The organism is Micromonospora sp. CA-259024, assembly GCF_050936255.1.
Lineage (GTDB): Bacteria > Actinomycetota > Actinomycetes > Mycobacteriales > Micromonosporaceae > Micromonospora.
In genome coordinates, this window is record NZ_JBNJND010000001.1 from 2,160,150 (window position 1) to 2,175,914 (window position 15,765).

Consider the following 15,765-nt stretch of genomic DNA (forward strand, 5'->3'; position numbering starts at 1 on the left):
GGTCCACGGCGTTTCTTCGGGCGGCGGCCGGGTAGCCGACCCGGTGAGCGACGGGAGAAACGCGATGCCGGATCAGAGTTCCTGGCTGCGTGAGGCCACAGCGACCGCCGAGGGTGGTCACGTACGCACCGACGATGGCGGGCTCTCCACCGCGCTGGCTTCACCGCTGGCGCCGCACTGCACCGGCTTGACTCCGGAACAGCTGCTGGCTGCGGCCTTCGCCTCCTGCCTGCACCACGCGGCGGTAGAGGTGGCCGGGGAGATCACCGACGAGGCGCACACGGTCCAGGTACGGGCGGAGGCGAAGCTCGGGCGTGACAACGACGGCCGGTACCGGGCCGACGTGCACGCGGAGATCTCCTCGGCCGGCCTGAGCCGGGAACAGCTGGCCGACCTGGTCGAGTACGCCGACCGGCTCTGGCCGTTCACCAGCGGCGACGCCAGCCGTCACCGGTTGACCGTCACACCGGCGGAGAACGGTCGGCACTGACCCGCTCATACAGCCCACATCACCGACACCGCTGCAAGATCGCGCAGCCAGGATCGGCAGGGCTGGGCGGGGCTGAGCAGGGCACGCAGAGCGACCAGGGGAGGCGCTGTCGGCTGTTTGGCGGAGTTGGCGCTGGCCTTATGGCTGAGGCTGGCGAGTGGCCGGTCGCCGAGTCGGGAGCCTGGCAACGCGACCGGAGTTGCTCGGCGAATCGGGAATAACCGTCTGGTCCGATCAGCGATGTTGGTCAGACTTGCTCCGTCTTTGTGCCCTGAAATCCCCAAGATCGGGGCAAATTGTGGCGCATGCCACCGTACGGGCCGATGGCATGGAGCAATCAGGTCTTTAGCCTCGGCGAGTGCACCCCGACGACCCCGCCGACCACACGCTGACCGACGCCCACCCGAGCACCCGTACGGGCGACGCCGCATCAACCGAACGGACGATCGGCCGTCACCGGGCCCCCGAAACGCCCCGACGTACCCTGCTCGGCTCGACCCCGCTGCGGGTGGCCCTGGCCACCGGTGTCACCTGCTGCCTCAGCCTCGTCGCGGTCGCCACCGCCCGAGGCGACGACGACACGGCCCGCACCGTGGAGCCGCTGGCCGAGGCGGTGGCCGACCGTGCCGCCATCGCCGACGAGCGGGCCTCCCGGTCACTGGACCGCGACGCCGTCCCCGCACGGGTCCTGCCCAGCCCGACGGCGAAGCCCACGCCCGCGCCCACCGTCGTCCGCAAGGCGCCCAAGAAGCCGGTCAAGCCACGCCGGCCCCGCCCGGTCGCCGGGCTCGACCAGGCACAGATGGACAACGCGAAGATCATCGTGGATGTCGGCCTGGAGATGAAGATGCCGCGCCGCGCCCTGGTGGTGGCACTGGCCACCGCCATGCAGGAGAGCAACCTCTACAACCTGGCCAGCGACGTCCTGCCGGAGTCGGCGAACTACCCGAACCAGGGCAGTGGCTCCGACCACGACTCGGTCGGGCTGTTCCAGCAGCGGCCCAGCAGCGGCTGGGGCACGGTGGCCGAGCTGATGCGCCCGTCGTACGCCGCACGGGCCTTCTACAGCGCACTCAACGAGATCCCCGGCTGGCAGGACATGAGCGTCACCGCCGCCGCCCAGGCCGTGCAGATCTCCGCCTTCCCCGACGCGTACGCCCAGCACGAGGAGCGGGCGACCACCGTCGCGGCGGCGCTCACCACCTGAGCCGCACGCCCACGTCGGCGCCCGATGGTGTCACCGACGGCCGGACGGCGGCTCCGCGCCCGCGTCCACCCCGCCGACTCCCACCCGGCTTCCCGGTACGCCGGCAGCCGCCGTCGGGGTGTCGACGGGCACCTGATCCGCCGTCACCTCGCGGAGGATCTCGTCCACCCGCGCCTCGCGTCGCCGACGGGCGTGCAGCGCCGCCTCGACGTCGCGCCGGGCCTGCACGGCTTCGGCGTACGCCCGCTCACGCACCTGCCGTGCCTCCTCGCGGGCCTCGTCCAACTCGAAACGAGCCTGGGCCAGGATGTCGGCGGCCTCGCGGCGCACCGCGTCACCGGTGCGCCGGGTCGTCGCGGCGTCGCCCAGGTCCAGCCGCTGCAGGAGCCCGCTGAGCCAGGCCGCCTCCTGGCGGATCTCGTCCCACTCCGAGGCCACCCCGGCGGCGCCCTCAGCCCGCACCGCGAGCCGGGACAACCGGATCGCCAGCTCGTCCAGGCAGGAATCCACCTGCCGCTGGTCGTAACCGATCTCGACCACCGAGAACCTCATACCGTCGCCCCCCAGGCAGCTGCTGATACTTCCCCACCTGGATCCTCGACCGCGACCGCGACCGCCGGAGAGGTTCGGGAAAAATGTTCAGCATCCGCGCGTGAGGGCCGCGTCAGGTGCGCTTGGGCAGCACGACCACCCGGCCGAAGAACTCGTCGATGCGGCGTACCACGTCGTTGAAGTCATCCAGGTCGATCGGCTTGGTGACGTACGCGTTGGCCTGCAACGTGTAGCTGCCGACGATGTCGGTGTCGGCGTTGGAGGTCGTCAGCACGACGATCGGGATGGTCCGCAGATCCTCGTCCTGTTTCACCGCGCCGAGCACCTGCCGACCGTCCATCCGCGGCATGTTCAGGTCCAGCAGGATGACGTCCGGCCGGCGGGCCTGCTCGTGCCGGCCCTCGGCGCGGAGAAACTCCATCGCCTCCTCGCCGTCGCTGACCACGTCAATGACCTTGTCGACGTCGGAATCCGCCAACGCCTCCTCGATCATGAGCACGTCGCCCGGGTCGTCGTCGACCACCAGGATGCGTACCGGCTGCGGGCTGTCTGCGCCCATCACTACCTGCTTCGGGTCGGCGGGGACGGGACCGGACGGTCACCGCGTTGGCGGGGAAATGTAGCCCATCAGGAGGCACGACGGGACGCGGGGTTGACCGATTCCGGTTCGTAGCGCAACACGTCGGCGAGGCCGGTCATCCGCAACACCCGCTCGACGCGGCCATTGGCGCCGGTCAGTCGCAGCCAACCGCCGTCGGCTGCGGCCTGGTTGTCGCCCCGCACGAACACGGCCATGCCGGTGGAGTCGCAGAACGTCAGGTCGGTGAGGTCGAGCAGCACCCGGGTCTCGCCAGCGGCGGCGAGCCTGTCGATCGCCGCGGTCAGCTCGGGGGCGGTGCTCAGGTCCAACTCACCCGTGAGCCGCAGGCAGGCGCCACCGCCGTCGCGCTCGACGTAGCTGACGCTGAACGTCACCGTGCCTCCCCTCGCTCCACCGCCGGGTGGGACGTTTGCAGTGCGGCAAGTATACGCAGGAGCGGCCCACGCGCCGCAGGGCGCGGTGATCCACAGCGGCGCGGTCGGATGGGCGGTCAGCGGGCGGGGCGCCGATCGGCGGCAGGCAGCGCGGCCCGTCCCAGGGCCAACACACGCTCCGCCCGGGGGAAGTCCCGCATCGCGACGGCGTAGTGCTCGAAGGGCCGGGCGATCGCCGTAGCCGGAACCCCACGGGTCAACAGGATCCCCGACAGCCACTCGACGAACTCGGTGAACAACGACGCGTCGTCGACGTAGACCGCCGCGGCCAGGAAATCCAGGATGTGGCCCAGATCGCTCACGGTCGCGTCCAGCTGAGCGGCCGTGTAGGCCCGTGTCGCCGGCACCCCGTCCCGCAGGTCGGCCACCGCGCTGTCGATCAGCTCACCACGACGCCGCACCAGGCTGGCGTACTCGTCGTCGGCCAGGTGAGCCAGCCACGCCGGCGGCACCCGGAGCAGCGCCCGCTCGTCGGAGATCAGCTCGGCCGCCGAGGGCGCGTCCGGCGCCCAGGCCACGCCGAGCTGCCGCGCCCACCGACCGTCCACGCCGAAACCGCGCCCACCGACCAGCACCGGCACGTCCGAGCGGCGGCACGCCTCGATCATCCGGTGGGCGTACGGCAACCGCATCGGCAGCGCGCACGCCAACGCGACCGCGTGCACGTCGTAACGGTGCAGGTACGACACGAGGTGCGCGGCGGGCACGCTCGCACCCAGAAAGGTCACCTGCCAGCCGCGCAGCCGCAGCACCTCGGCCACCAGCCGGGGCGGCAGCGCGTGCCACTCGCCGTCCATGCAGGCGACCACGACCCGCCCGCCGGTCGGTCGCGGGTTGACGTGCCCGGTCACCGCCGCCACCACCTGCTCGCTGATGTGCGTGGCCGCGTGCTCCTGCGCGACGCTCCACTCGTTGCGCGCCCACCGCTCGCCCACCTCGGCCTGGGCGGGCGCGACCAGGTCGAGCAGCACCCGCTCCGCCGGTACGCCCGCGTCGAGCAGGCCGATCGCCATGTCGATCGCGGCGTACTCGTCGGCGTCGGCGAGGTGGTCCAGATAGCCCGCATAGGCGTCGGTCGGGTCGGCGGTCGTAACGGCGGTCACGCGTCGGTCTCCCTCTGCTGGTCGGCGTCGGCCTGCGCGGGCACCGAGTGCAGGTGTCGGGTCCCGCGCCCGCTCGCACCGGCGGCCCGCAGCGCCAGCACCGCGATGTCGTCGTGGTCGCCGTGCGACAACCAGTCGCAGGTGACCTGCTCGACCCGCTCGGCCAGGGCCGGCGCCGGCATTCGTTGGCAGCCGGTCAGCGCGCTGACCAGCCGTTCCGTGCCGAACTGCTCGTCGCCGCGGCGGCCACCTCGGGCCTCGGTCACCCCGTCGCTGTAGAGCAGGCAGGTTTCGCCCGGCGCCAACTGCACGGTCACCTCTCCGACGCGTGGGTCGGGCACCACCCCGATCAGCATGCCGCGCAGCGGCACCGACTCCACCTCGCCGGAGGCGCGCAGCACCAGCGGCGGCAGGTGCCCGCCGCCGGCCATGGTGAGGGTGAGGCCACCGTCGCGCAGCGGGCGGGCCACCCCGAGCACCATCGTGGCGAAGCGACCCTGACCGTGCGCCTGGGTCGTCTCCAACAGCGTGCCGTTGAGCAGCCGGAGCAAGCGCCCGGGGTGCGATTCCAACCGGTGCAACGCCTGCAGGCACTGGCGCAACTGACCGGTGAAGACGGCCGCCTCGACGCCCTTGCCCGACACGTCGCCGAGGAAGAACACCGAGCCACCGTCGGCGAGCCGGTGCGAGCCGTAGAAGTCGCCACCGATGCGCAGTCCCGCCTGCGCGGGCCGGTACGCGGTGCCCCACTGCACGCCGGGGGCCTCGGCCGGCTCCACCGGCAGCAGGCTGGCCTGCAGGGTGTCAGCCACCTCCGCCTGATCGCGGTAGAGCAGGGCGGTGGTCAACGCCGCGCCGGCGCGGGCCGCGAACGCCCGGATCAGCTCCACGTCGGCCTCGGCGTACCAACGGGTGGCGCGGCGGGCCACCAGCATGACACCGACCGGTGCGTCGCGGCCCGGCAGCGGGACGACCCGGGCGGTGCTCTCGGTGCCGGCGAGCCCGGGCAGCCAACCGGCGTCGACCGCCTGCTCGACCAACCAGTCCACCGCGTGCGGCTCGACCCCGGTCAGCGCATCGGCGATGGCAGTCGGCAGCTCCCCGCCGGCCAGCACACCGCTGTCCACCGTCGGCGCCTCGTCGTCCGCCCGCGCGGCCCGCCACCAGCGGGCCCGGCCGCCTCGCGGGGCGAGCACCAGCACAGCGACCTCGGCCAGGGTCGGCACGGCGAGTCGGACGACCGCGGCGGCGGCCCGGTCGGGGTGCAGGGGATTGCCCAGCTTGTCACCGACCACGGCCAGAAAGGCCGAGCGTGCGCGCTCGGCGAGCAGCGCGTCGGCACGGGTGACGCTGTCGGTGACGTCCTCGACGTACCAGCAGCAGCGGTCACCGGAGAGGGGCACCCGGCGGGCGGTGAGCCGGCGCCCGCGATGGGTGAAGCCGCCGGCACTCCCCTCGCTCAGCTCGGGCACACCGGCCGCGCTGAGCAACTCACCCGGCGTCACCTCGGGCAGCAACCGCTCGGCCACCGGACTGACGTGCCGCACGACACCGTCCGCGTCACAGACCACCAGGCCCTCACGGAAGTGCTCGACGACCTCGAACCAGTCGGGTGCGGCCAGACCCCGGTCGCGGGCCAGCGGCGGCAGGGCCGCCGTGGGGCGGGGCGGGACATTGGCGGACGACGCCGTCGATCGTGACGTGCCCGGCGTGGAGATCCGTCCGTCGCCCGGGTCCCAGTCCCTGACGTCGGAAGCAGTCACCAGCTGAGCCTCACTCCTTGTCGTCCACCCGCACCCACCGGAACCGGCGTCCATGGTCACAACTCTCCGGCCACCCTACGCCCGGAGCCGGGTAGCGGCACCTCAGAGCGGCTGCCGTGGGCCCGCCGTAGAGCGTCGCTCCCCCCGTCTTGCGTTCTGCCAGACGGCTGGAAAACATGGGCGACGAGCAGGTCCTGCTGGACCGCACCGGGCTGACCGAGCTGTTGGCCGTCGAGCACACCGCCGACGACGACATGCGCGCCATCGGCTGACCGGCGCGCCCAGGAGTCGCCCACGGCGAGGGGGGATGGCCCCCGACCCTGGGACCTGGGGTCGGGGGCCGGAGGAATGTCTAGGGTGCCGTCATCGGCTGGAGTCGGGGTCCGCTCTCGCGCAGCTCGCCGGTCGGGATCGGGTCGACGTCCTCGGGCTCTCCCGAATCGGGCGTCTGGTACAGGTAGCGGACGAACTGCCCACCCGCCTCGTTGTCGTCCGCGCCGGGCCACTGGCCGATGCAGTCCATTCCGATCACTTCGCGGCCAGTCCCGTCGGCCTCCTCCAGCAGCGCCCACAGGCTCACCGGGTAACACCTGGTGACCTCGGGCGTGAGCTGCCAGCGGGCGTACCAGCCGGGCCGGGCGGGGACGATCTCGACGATCTGTTTCATGACGACCTTCCTTCCGCGTACCTCGGAAGAACTCCGGTCCTGACCCGATCCTGCGGCCCGTGCGGGTGAGCACCCCTCACCCCTGGCGGATGAAGCGCCGCGGACGTCGGCCCGACCCGGCCGGCAGCGTCCGTTTCGGCTCCCGAGACGACGGGAAGGCGACGGGCGCAGCCACGATCCCCAGCGGAAGGGGTGCCACCATGCGCAAGCAGATGGAGGGCGACAACCAGAGGCGCCGGGCTCTGGCCCGGCAGGCCCGCGAACAGGGTCGCCAGCCCAGCGAGTTCGGCGCCAGCCTGAGCGCCTCCAAGCAGCTCACGAGCCTCGACCAGGGCAAGCGGGCCGGCCCGCCGCCGGCCGGAACGCACAAACCGGACAGTACGCGTGGCGGGCCCGCACCACCGCCGGTCGGCAGCGCCGAGAACCCGAGGCCGCAGCCGTCCCCGCCGAGCGGCGCGGCCGGCGTGAGCACCATGGGCTACCACGACCTGGTCGACGAGGTCCGGCGCCGGGCCGGGGTCGACTTCAGGACGGCCAAGGTGGGCACCGAGGCGACCGTGCTGGTCCTCGCCTTCGCCCTGGAGGCGGCCGAGCGGCAGCGGCTGCTGGCCGCGGTGCCGTCGTCCCTGCACGACGTGCTGCCCGTCGACGGGATCGAACGGCACCGTGACCTACCCGGCTTCCTGTCCGAGGTGAGCCGGATCAGCGGCAACACCCCGGAGCAGGCCCGATACCAGGCCGAGGCGACGCTCGCCGCGCTCGCCGAGCAGGACGGCGACCTGGTCGAGTCGTTGCACGTACCCGACGGGTTGCGTGACCTGCTGAATCCGCCGGAGGCCGGCGGCGGCCTCGTTGGCGCCTCCACCACGACTCCCACCCTGGACGCCGACGAGATCGACGCGGCGCTGGACGACCTGCCGTACTGGGCCGGCGACAGCCAGGCCCTCTACCGGGTCGTCGCGCTGCCCCCGGACAATCTGGACCGGGTGCTCGCCCGGCTCGACCAGCTGCGCGAGGACACCGGCCGCGGCCCGAGCATCGGACGGCCGGGGGGCACCGCCGCCGTGTTGTCCGTACGGACCAACCAGGCCAACGGGGTGACCGCGCTCGACGTGGACCTCGCCCACCAGATCGACGACGCGATCGACGAGGTGGGGGCCGGGATGGCCGGCGGCTGACCGACCACAGCGGCACGAGCGGGTCGGCGGGCGGGGGCAACCCCCGCTCCGCCGGCCCGTCGGTCGTGCCGGGCCACCGCCGGGGTCGATCGTGGGCTCGGCTAGCGTGCCCGGCATGAACCGCGCCGCCGACCGGCTGGAGCTGGTCGCCGACCCGGTCCGCCGGACCGGGCGGACGTTGCTGTCCGCCGGTGTCGAGCAGTCGTACGTGGATGTCGAGGATCCCCGGCACCTGCACTTCGAGTACGTCCGGCGGATCGCCTCGGCGGTGGATGTGGCGGCACCGGCCGGCGCCCCGCTGAGCGTTCTGCACCTGGGTGGCGGCGCGTTGACGCTGCCCCGCTGGCTCGCCGCCACCCGTCCCGGCTCCGCGCAACGGGTCGTCGAGCGGGATCCGGCCGTGGTCGAGCTGGTCGCCCGGGAGCTGCCGCCGCTGCCGCCCGACGTGCGGGTGGAGGTCGCCGACGCCCGGGACGCGCTGACCGCCACCCCGGGCGGCGAGTACGACCTGGTGATCGCCGACATCTACCGGGCGGCCCGGATGCCCCGGCACGTACGCACCGTCGAGTTCGCCGCCGAGGTGGCCCGCACCCTGCGCCCCGACGGGGTGTACCTGGTCAACGTCACGGACCTGCCGCCACTGGTGGGCACCCGCGTGCAGGTGGCCACGTTGCGGGCGGTATTCGCCGACATGTGTGTGCTCGGCGACCGGCGGATGCTGCGCGGCCGGCGCTACGGCAACCTGGTGCTCGCCGCGACGTCCCGCCCTGGCGGGCTGCCGGTCGCTCGGCTGGCGGTGGCCGCCCTGCGCGACCCGGTGCCCGGCGGCCTCCTGCACGCCACCGCCCTCGACACGTTCGTCGCCGGCGCCCACCCGGTCAGCGACGCCGACGAGACCGGGCGCCGCTGACCGCCGTCCCGCAATGCCGGGTTTTCGACGGCGAGCGCGGGGAAGGCGCGGCGGGTGAGCAACGCCGATCGGGTGACCGCCCGCCGGACCCTGATCGTGATCGGTCTGGTGCTGGCGACCGCGTTCGCGCTGGCCTTCGTGTACGCGACCCGCCGGGTGCTGGTCTGGGCCGTGGTCGCCGCGTTCTTCGCCGTCGCGCTCAAGCCCCTCGTCGACCGGCTGCAACGCCGTTTCGTTCGGCGCCGGGCGTTGGCCACGCTGCTGGTGTTCCTCACCGCGTTCGTGCTGCTGGCGATCCTGGCCACCCTCATCCTGGTGCCGTTGTTCCAGGAGCTGGGCCGGTTCGCCGACCGGGCGCCGGGGCTGCTGCGCGACGCACGCGCCGGCGAGGGCCCGCTGGGGCGACTGCTGGAGCGCACCGGCGCGCACCGCTACGTCACCGAACATTCCGAGCAGCTACGCGACCTGGGCACCCGGCTGCGCCAACCCGCCGTCGGCGTGCTGCGCGGTGTCGTGGAGACGGTCGCCGGGCTGGTCACGGTCATCGTGCTGGCGTACCTCATGGTGTTGGAAACACCGCGGATCACCGGTGCCGTGCTCGCGGCGGCCGGGGACGGCCAGGGCGAACGGCTGCGCCGGGTGGGCCGGGAGGTGTCGCGCACCGTCACCGGCTACCTCACCGGCAACCTTCTGATCAGCGTGGTCTGCGGGGTGTTGACCTTCGTGGTGCTGGCCCTCACCGGGGTGCCGTTCGCGGCGGTGATCGCCCTGCTGGTGGCGGTGGCCGACCTGATACCGCTGGTCGGCGCGACGCTCGGCGCGGTGATCGCGGCCGGGGCCGGCTTCCTGCACTCCCCCACCGCCGGGGTGGTGGTGCTGGTCTTCTTCGTGGTCTACCAGCAGGTGGAGAACCACCTCCTCCAGCCGCTCATCCTGTCCCGCGCGGTCCGGCTCAACCCGCTGACCGTGCTGATCAGTGTGCTGCTCGCGGCGGAGCTCGCCGGCCTGCTCGGCGCGCTGCTGGCCATCCCCGCCGCCGGCATCGTCCAGACCCTGGTACGCGAGTACGGCCCCCGCCGGCTGCGGCCCGCCCCGCCGGCTGGCCCGGCCGCGCAGTCACGCCGACCGGCCGGTCCCGCCCCGCAGGGCTGACCGGCCGGAACGGGTGGTGCGTGCTCAGCGGGATCGGGTCGTGACCTCGGGAGAGGTGCTCTCCAACGGGACCGCGTTCGCCGGGACCAGCCCCAGTTGGGCCGCCGACCGGGTCAGCGCGGCGTCCAGTGCCCAGTCGGCGCTGACCCGTGCGCGGTTTCCCGGCATCGCCAACAGGTGGTACGCCCGGGTGACCGCCTTGGCGGGCAGCCCGGCCAGGTTGACCTGCAACGGGTTCGCCGCCGCGTCCTTGCCGCCCAGGTCGACCACCCAGCCCAGGTCATGGTGCTTGTACGGCCTTCGGCGGCCGAAGCCGTACGACGCGGCGATGTTGTGCGCCGCGAGCTTGCCCTGCCGCTGCGCGTGCTGGGCCGTCATCCCGCAGACCTGCCCGGGGTGGGTCAGATCGGGCACCGCGGCGGCGTCGCCACAGGCGAACACCTCCGGGTAGCCGGGGACGTTGAGGAACTCGTCGACCACCAACCGCCCCTTCTCGGTGCGCAGGCCCAGCTCGTTGACGAAAGGATCGGGGCGCACCCCCACACACCACACCAGCGTGCAGGTGGGCACGTACTCGCCGTCGGTGAGCTTCACCCCGTCGCAGGTCGCCTCGGCCACCGACGTGCCCATCCGGACGTCCACACCACGCCGGTTGAGCACCTTGTGCGAGGTGTCCGACATCCGTTTGTCCAGCTCCGGCAGCACCCGGGGCGCGACGTCGAGCAGCATCCAGCGGGGGCGGACGGTGAGCCGGGGTCGCTGGGCGTGCAGCGCGTCGGTGAACAGCTGCCCGTGGGCGGCGACCTCGGTGCCGGTGTAGCCCGCCCCGACCACCACGAACGTGGCCCGGGCCTGCTGCTCGGCCGGGTCCTCGGCCTGCTCGGCCAACTCGACCTGGCGGATGATGTGGTCGTGCAGGTAGACGGCCTCGGGCAGGCCGCGGAAGCCGTGCGCGTACTCGGTCACCCCGGGGATGGGCAGCAGTTTGTTGACGCTGCCCACGGCGAGCACCAGCCGGTCGTACGCCAGCCGGTTCTTCTCCCCCTCCGCCTGGGTGAAGCCGACCCAGCGGTTCTGCAGGTCGACGTGGTCCGCTTCGCCGACCACCACCCGTACGCCCTTGAGCGTCCCGGTCAGGGGCACAGCGATCCGTCTGGGCTCGACCACCCCGGCCGCCACCTCGGGCAGCAGCGGAAGGTACAGGAAGTAGTCGGTCGAGTTCAGCACCACGATCTCGGCCCGGTCCCGGGCGATCCGGCTCAAGGTCTTCGCCGCGTGGTAACCGGCGAACCCGGCCCCCACGATCACCACACGAGGTTTCGTCATTGCGGCCCGTTTCCCGTCGAAGGCCGGGACAAACGTCCAATGCCCGTCGCCCGTCGCCCACCGTCAGCTCGGCGGCGGGCGGCGGACACCCGGGGCGGGCCCGTCAGGTCGGTGTCGGCGCGGTGATCGCCCACCGCTCGTGGTCGCGCCAGGCGCCGTCGATGAACAGGTAGTCCGGGGAGAAGCCCTCCAGTCGGAAACCGAGTTTGCGGGCCACCCGCCGGGACGGCTCGTTGCCCGGCTGGATGTTCGCCTCCAGCCGGTGCAGGCCGACCGTGGTGAACGCATGGTCGATGACCATGGCGATGCCCGCCGAGGCGTGGCCGGTTCCGCTGTACGGCTCGAACGCCGCATACCCCAGATAGCCACCACGCAGTGCACCCAGCACGATTCCACTGATGTTCACATAACCGGCGATCTCGCCGCTGGCCCGGTCACAGATCAGGTAGCCGGCGCTGTCCCGGCGGCGGACCCGGCTCAGATAATGGTCGTACTCCTCCGGGCTGGCCGGCGCGGCCAACCACGGGTGGTGCAGGTCCCGACTGCGCCGCACGGCGGCGACGAACTCCTCCGAGTCGGTGGGCCGGGGCCGCCGGATCGCGGCGGGACCACCGGTGCGTAGGTATCTCACGGCGGACCACTCTGACCGACCGCCACGGCCGTTGTCCAACCGCATGCCGGAGCAGGTCAGCGCGCCGGGACCTCGGTGCTCTCCCGGGGCAGCACGATGTGCGGCGCGACGACCTCGGCCACGGCCGCGTCGGGCTGGCCGATCCGGGCGGTGAGTCGGGCCACGGCCTCCCGGGCGAGAAACCCGGTGTCGACGGCGACCGTGCTGAGGCTGGGCCGCGAGTAGCGCCCCTCCTCGATGTCGCCGACGCCGATCACGGCGACGTCGGCGGGGACGCGCAGCCCGACGTCGAAGGCGGCTCGCATCGCACCGATCGCGAGGGGGTCGGAGAAGCAGAAGATCGCGTCCGGGCGGACCGGGCCCGCGAACAGGTCGCGGGCCGCGCGGTAGCCGTCGGCCCGGCGGTGGCGCCGGGCCGGCAGCAGGTGCCCGGGCACCGGCGTCAGCCCGGCCTCGCGCAGCGCCCGGTGGTAGCCGGCCGTGCCCGGCTGCGGCACACCGGCGGGCCCCGGCGGGCACCCACCGATCGCGGCGATCCGCCGGCGGCCGGTGCGGAGCAGGTGGGCGGTCGCGTCCTCGGCGGCCCCGGCGACGTCGACGCGGACCCGGTCGCACCGCTGGTCGGAGGCTCCTTCCCCGATCAGCACGACGGGACGACCACCGCCGGTCAGCGCCTGGGTCAGCTCACCCGGCGCACCGACCAGGACGCCGTCCACGGGCATCGGTCGGGCGTCGTCCAGCCCCGACGGTGGGCGCTCGTCGTCGGACCCCCGCTCGACGACGACCCGGTAGCCCCGTCGTCCGGCCGCGTGGACGACCTCGCGGGTGAGGTCGTCGGCGTACGGCAGGTCGGCGTCGGGCAGGACGAGGGCGAGTACGCCGGTGCGCCCGGTCCGGAGGGTCCGGGCGAACGCGTTCGGCCGGTAGCCCAGCTGGGCGACGGCGGCCTCGACCCGGCGACGCACGTCGGTGCTCACGTGGGGGTAGCCGTTGACCACGTTGGAGACGGTTTTCACCGACACTCCGGCGAGCCGCGCCACGTCCTTGAGCGTGGAAGCCACGACCCGCCCTCCCCCGACAGATGTCACACCAGCAAAACAGCTTCACCGGTGTAGTTCCGACCCTCGCAGGCGATTTCACACCTGTCAAGGCGGTACGGTGGTGTGAAAGGGAGGGGTAGTGGTCGTGGACGACGACGCGGTGGTGCCAGCCGCTGCCCGACTGGTTCGGGACTTCGTGAACACCTTCGAACCGCAGATCGATGACGAGACGCTGACCAGCCCGGACCGGCTGCGCGACTGGTTCGTCGAGCGGCACCTGGTCCCGGCCGGCGTACACCTCGGGCCGGCGGACCTCGACGCGGCCGTGACGGTCCGGGAGGGCCTGCGCGCGGTGCTGCTCGGTCACGCCGGCCACCGTGCCGACCCCGCCGCGCTCGACCGCCTCAACCGGGCCCTGGCGGGAATGCCGGTCGCGCCGCGCTTCACCGACGACGGCCACCGGCTGATCGCCGCCGGTGGCACCGCCCTGGACCAGGCGGTGGCCGGGCTGGTCGACGCCATCCGCCAGTGCGGTGAGGACGGATCCTGGCGGCGACTCAAGGCCTGCGCCCGCGACACGTGCCGCTGGGCGTACTACGACGCCTCCCGCAACCAGGCCCGCCGCTGGTGCTCGATGGCCGGCTGCGGCAACTACATCAAGATGAAGCGGGCGTACGCCGTCCGCACGGGCCGCGCGCCCTCCTAGAGACCCGGGCTCGACTCGGTTCCGCCGAAGTCGGGGTGTCACGAACGCTCGGAAACCCCGACTTCGGCGAAACGGAGTCGATCATTCGCGCCGTGCTCGTGTCGCGGCCGCGTCGAGTGCCGGCACGAGCGGCGTCAGCGCGGCTCGCGCCAGGTCTGGCAGCGATCCGGACGGCACGACGAAACCAGGCATCGATGGCAACTCGCGCGCGGCCTCCCACCACTGCCGAAGCGCGACCCTGGCGACCGCGCCGACGCTGGCGGACAGCACCTGGGCGGTCAGCCGGTCCAGGTCTGGACAGCGTTCGATGAGGGCGTCGGCGAGTGGGCCCTCGATCGTGGTGACGGTGTCGACGTAGCAGGCGCGCAGAGCGGGACTGCTCGTGATCAGAGCCCAAGGCCGCCTTCGCCACGGTCGCCGCCCGCTACTCGGGCTGAGCCACGGCAGTGTCACCGCCGGATCTTGGGCCGGGCGAACCACGGCGTCAGCCATGGGATGAGCGCGACGAGGACGACGGCCAGGGCGGTGATGACGGCCTGCCCGATCCGGCCCGGGGTGACGCCGACCGCCGGGTCGAGCACGTAGTTGGCGTACCAGTTGGCGGCCGTGTCCGTCGCCAGCACCGCGCATCCCAGCGCCAGCCCCTCCACCCGGCGAGCGGCCAGCAGCAGCGCCGCCAACGGATCCCACAGCGTCAGGGACACGAAGTAGAACGTGAGCCACCCGGGCAGGGCCAGCTGCGGCCCCAGTTCGGGAACGAGCAACTGAAGCAGGTGCACCACTGTGCCGTAGGCGAAGACGAGCACGGTGGCCGACACGACGAGCCGGACCGCGAGGGGAACGCCACCCCATCGCCCGGTGCTCATCCGGCCAGTCTGCCTCAGCCGTGCGACACCGAACGATCCGTCACAGCGGGCGGGGGAACGGCTGCTCCATCGGCATCGGGACCTGGAGGAAGGTGGTGCCGCGCATGTCCAGCCAGGCCCGGTCGGGCCCACGGACCAGCCGCAGCATCACCGCCTCGCAGGACGGGCAGCGCGCGACCAAACCTGGAGCCTGCGAGTAGACGTGCAGGCTGGCCATCGAGCCGGTCATCCCACAGTTTTCGCAACGGCCCATCGCGGTGCTCACGTCGACGGTGAACAGCTCACGCATCGGGCCGTCGAGCATGTTGCCGTCCAGGTACGACATCTCGGTCATCGAATCTCCTCGACCTAACGGGAGCGAGCGGGCGGTCAGCCGGTGGGGCCGAAGCGTTCGGTCTTGACCCGCCGCGACGGGTGGCCCACACCCACCAGCAGGTCGGCCACGGTTTCCACGAACGCCGTCGGGCCGCAGACGTACGTGAGCGGTTCCAGGTCCGGCGGCCAGCCGTGCGTGTTGACGTCGGCCAGCCCGATCCGGTGCGGCTCACCGCGCCAGTCCTCCGGCGCCTCGCGGGTGTACACGTACGCCACGTCCAGGCCGAAGTCGTCGCGGACCCGGCGGCGCAGCTCGTCGGCGTAGATCACGTCACGCGGCGTGCGCACCGAGTAGATCAGCCGGAACGGCACCTTGCTGCCCGCGGCCCGCCGAGCCCTGATCATCGCCATCAACGGCACGATGCCGGAGCCACCGGCGACGAGCTGCACCGGCGCGGCCTCCTCCGGCCGCCAGATGAACCAGCCACCGAGCGGTCCGCGTACCTCCACCGGATCGCCGTCGGCGAAGACATCGATGAGGTACGGGGACACCTCGCCGTCGGGCACCCGCTGGACGGTCACCTCGATGCGCGGGCCGCCGGGGCCGTCCACCACCGGCCCGGCCACCGAGTACGACCGTGCCGCCTGGTAGCCGTCCGGCGCGGTCAGTCGCACGTCGACGTGCTGCCCGGGCAGGTGCCCCGGCCAGTCCGGCACCTCCAGCACCAGGGTCTGCGCGGTCGGTGTCTCCACACGGCGCTCCACCAGCCGGCTGACGTGCCACCGGTTGGGCACGCGGGGCGGGGTGCTCGTCGCCACGGCGC

The 15,765-nt window shown here is 72.8% G+C and carries 19 protein-coding genes; 6 read left to right on the forward strand and 13 right to left on the reverse strand.

Annotation, left to right across the window (positions count from 1 at the left end; all coding sequences use genetic code 11):
• Positions 1-64: 64 nt before the first annotated feature.
• On the forward strand, positions 65-490 hold the full coding sequence (locus tag ACQEUX_RS09375) for an OsmC family protein (protein WP_433044218.1): 426 nt from the start codon (positions 65-67) through the stop codon (positions 488-490).
• Between the two features lie 358 nt (positions 491-848).
• Positions 849-1,697, forward strand: a complete 849-nt coding sequence (locus ACQEUX_RS09380) for a hypothetical protein (RefSeq protein WP_433044221.1) — start codon at positions 849-851, stop codon at positions 1,695-1,697.
• 30 nt (positions 1,698-1,727) lie between these two features.
• On the opposite strand, the gene ACQEUX_RS09385 is transcribed toward ACQEUX_RS09380, so the two are convergent.
• From ACQEUX_RS09385 to ACQEUX_RS09410, 6 genes are all read right to left on the reverse strand, one after another.
• Positions 1,728-2,249 carry an ATPase gene (locus ACQEUX_RS09385; RefSeq protein ID WP_433044224.1) on the reverse strand — a complete coding sequence of 174 codons (522 nt, stop codon included), beginning with the start codon at positions 2,247-2,249 and terminating at the stop codon, positions 1,728-1,730.
• A gap of 112 nt (positions 2,250-2,361) precedes the next feature.
• Entirely contained in the window at positions 2,362-2,808 is a 447-nt protein-coding gene (locus tag ACQEUX_RS09390; protein ID WP_433044227.1) for a response regulator, read from the reverse strand.
• A 68-nt stretch (positions 2,809-2,876) separates the two neighbouring features.
• Positions 2,877-3,224, reverse strand: a complete 348-nt coding sequence (locus tag ACQEUX_RS09395; protein ID WP_433044230.1) for an STAS domain-containing protein — start codon at positions 3,222-3,224, stop codon at positions 2,877-2,879.
• A gap of 116 nt (positions 3,225-3,340) precedes the next feature.
• The gene (locus ACQEUX_RS09400; protein ID WP_433044233.1) at positions 3,341-4,387 is read right to left on the reverse strand and encodes a cobalamin B12-binding domain-containing protein; all 1,047 of its coding nucleotides are present in this window, start codon (positions 4,385-4,387) and stop codon (positions 3,341-3,343) included.
• Positions 4,384-6,150, reverse strand: coding sequence for a SpoIIE family protein phosphatase (locus tag ACQEUX_RS09405; RefSeq protein ID WP_433044236.1), 1,767 nt, complete (start codon positions 6,148-6,150; stop codon positions 4,384-4,386). The genes ACQEUX_RS09400 and ACQEUX_RS09405 overlap by 4 nt, the downstream gene beginning before the upstream one ends.
• A gap of 352 nt (positions 6,151-6,502) precedes the next feature.
• A complete protein-coding gene (locus ACQEUX_RS09410) occupies positions 6,503-6,817 on the reverse strand; it encodes a hypothetical protein (protein ID WP_433044239.1) in 315 nt (104 codons plus the stop codon).
• A 200-nt stretch (positions 6,818-7,017) separates the two neighbouring features.
• On the opposite strand from ACQEUX_RS09410, the gene ACQEUX_RS09415 reads away from it, so the two are divergent.
• From ACQEUX_RS09415 to ACQEUX_RS09425, 3 genes are all read left to right on the forward strand, one after another.
• Entirely contained in the window at positions 7,018-7,995 is a 978-nt protein-coding gene (locus ACQEUX_RS09415; protein WP_433044242.1) for a DUF2267 domain-containing protein, read from the forward strand.
• 115 nt (positions 7,996-8,110) lie between these two features.
• A complete protein-coding gene (locus ACQEUX_RS09420) occupies positions 8,111-8,905 on the forward strand; it encodes a spermidine synthase (protein WP_433044245.1) in 795 nt (264 codons plus the stop codon).
• A 54-nt stretch (positions 8,906-8,959) separates the two neighbouring features.
• Positions 8,960-10,057 carry an AI-2E family transporter gene (locus ACQEUX_RS09425; protein ID WP_433044248.1) on the forward strand — a complete coding sequence of 366 codons (1,098 nt, stop codon included), beginning with the start codon at positions 8,960-8,962 and terminating at the stop codon, positions 10,055-10,057.
• A 24-nt stretch (positions 10,058-10,081) separates the two neighbouring features.
• Here the strand turns inward: ACQEUX_RS09425 and ACQEUX_RS09430 are convergent, their stop codons facing one another.
• From ACQEUX_RS09430 to ACQEUX_RS09440, 3 genes are all read right to left on the reverse strand, one after another.
• Positions 10,082-11,383, reverse strand: coding sequence for an NAD(P)/FAD-dependent oxidoreductase (locus ACQEUX_RS09430; protein ID WP_433044251.1), 1,302 nt, complete (start codon positions 11,381-11,383; stop codon positions 10,082-10,084).
• 103 nt (positions 11,384-11,486) lie between these two features.
• The gene (locus tag ACQEUX_RS09435) at positions 11,487-12,014 is read right to left on the reverse strand and encodes a GNAT family N-acetyltransferase (protein ID WP_433044254.1); all 528 of its coding nucleotides are present in this window, start codon (positions 12,012-12,014) and stop codon (positions 11,487-11,489) included.
• A gap of 56 nt (positions 12,015-12,070) precedes the next feature.
• Positions 12,071-13,075: a LacI family DNA-binding transcriptional regulator gene (locus tag ACQEUX_RS09440; RefSeq protein WP_433044257.1), complete on the reverse strand. Its 1,005-nt coding sequence runs from the start codon at positions 13,073-13,075 to the stop codon at positions 12,071-12,073.
• A 124-nt stretch (positions 13,076-13,199) separates the two neighbouring features.
• Between ACQEUX_RS09440 and ACQEUX_RS09445 the strand changes: the two genes are divergently transcribed.
• Positions 13,200-13,760 (forward strand): CGNR zinc finger domain-containing protein, encoded by a 561-nt coding sequence (locus tag ACQEUX_RS09445; protein WP_433044260.1) that lies wholly within the window; start codon positions 13,200-13,202, stop codon positions 13,758-13,760.
• Positions 13,761-13,841: 81 nt separating this feature from the next.
• Here the strand turns inward: ACQEUX_RS09445 and ACQEUX_RS09450 are convergent, their stop codons facing one another.
• From ACQEUX_RS09450 to ACQEUX_RS09465, 4 genes are read right to left on the reverse strand one after another with little or no spacing between them, the layout of a single operon-like run.
• On the reverse strand, positions 13,842-14,213 hold the full coding sequence (locus ACQEUX_RS09450; protein ID WP_433044263.1) for a hypothetical protein: 372 nt from the start codon (positions 14,211-14,213) through the stop codon (positions 13,842-13,844).
• Entirely contained in the window at positions 14,210-14,626 is a 417-nt protein-coding gene (locus ACQEUX_RS09455; protein WP_433044266.1) for a hypothetical protein, read from the reverse strand. Before ACQEUX_RS09455 ends, ACQEUX_RS09450 begins: the two co-directional genes overlap by 4 nt.
• 40 nt (positions 14,627-14,666) lie before the next feature.
• Positions 14,667-14,960 (reverse strand): DUF6510 family protein, encoded by a 294-nt coding sequence (locus ACQEUX_RS09460; protein ID WP_433044268.1) that lies wholly within the window; start codon positions 14,958-14,960, stop codon positions 14,667-14,669.
• 35 nt (positions 14,961-14,995) lie between these two features.
• Complete coding sequence (locus ACQEUX_RS09465; RefSeq protein WP_433049716.1) at positions 14,996-15,760, reverse strand: ferredoxin reductase; 765 nt, start codon at positions 15,758-15,760, stop codon at positions 14,996-14,998.
• Positions 15,761-15,765 lie beyond the last annotated feature (5 nt).

What these genes read in the sequence shown, in the direction of transcription:
- ACQEUX_RS09375 (WP_433044218.1), top strand. Translation starts at nt 65, where the DNA reads ATGCCGGATCAGAGTTCCTGGCTGCGTGAGGCCACAGCGACCGCCGAG.
- ACQEUX_RS09385 (WP_433044224.1), bottom strand. Translation starts at nt 2,249, where the DNA reads ATGAGGTTCTCGGTGGTCGAGATCGGTTACGACCAGCGGCAGGTGGAT.
- ACQEUX_RS09390 (WP_433044227.1), bottom strand. Translation starts at nt 2,808, where the DNA reads ATGGGCGCAGACAGCCCGCAGCCGGTACGCATCCTGGTGGTCGACGAC.
- ACQEUX_RS09410 (WP_433044239.1), bottom strand. Translation starts at nt 6,817, where the DNA reads ATGAAACAGATCGTCGAGATCGTCCCCGCCCGGCCCGGCTGGTACGCC.
- ACQEUX_RS09415 (WP_433044242.1), top strand. Translation starts at nt 7,018, where the DNA reads ATGCGCAAGCAGATGGAGGGCGACAACCAGAGGCGCCGGGCTCTGGCC.
- ACQEUX_RS09420 (WP_433044245.1), top strand. Translation starts at nt 8,111, where the DNA reads ATGAACCGCGCCGCCGACCGGCTGGAGCTGGTCGCCGACCCGGTCCGC.
- ACQEUX_RS09430 (WP_433044251.1), bottom strand. Translation starts at nt 11,383, where the DNA reads ATGACGAAACCTCGTGTGGTGATCGTGGGGGCCGGGTTCGCCGGTTAC.
- ACQEUX_RS09455 (WP_433044266.1), bottom strand. Translation starts at nt 14,626, where the DNA reads ATGAGCACCGGGCGATGGGGTGGCGTTCCCCTCGCGGTCCGGCTCGTC.
- ACQEUX_RS09460 (WP_433044268.1), bottom strand. Translation starts at nt 14,960, where the DNA reads ATGACCGAGATGTCGTACCTGGACGGCAACATGCTCGACGGCCCGATG.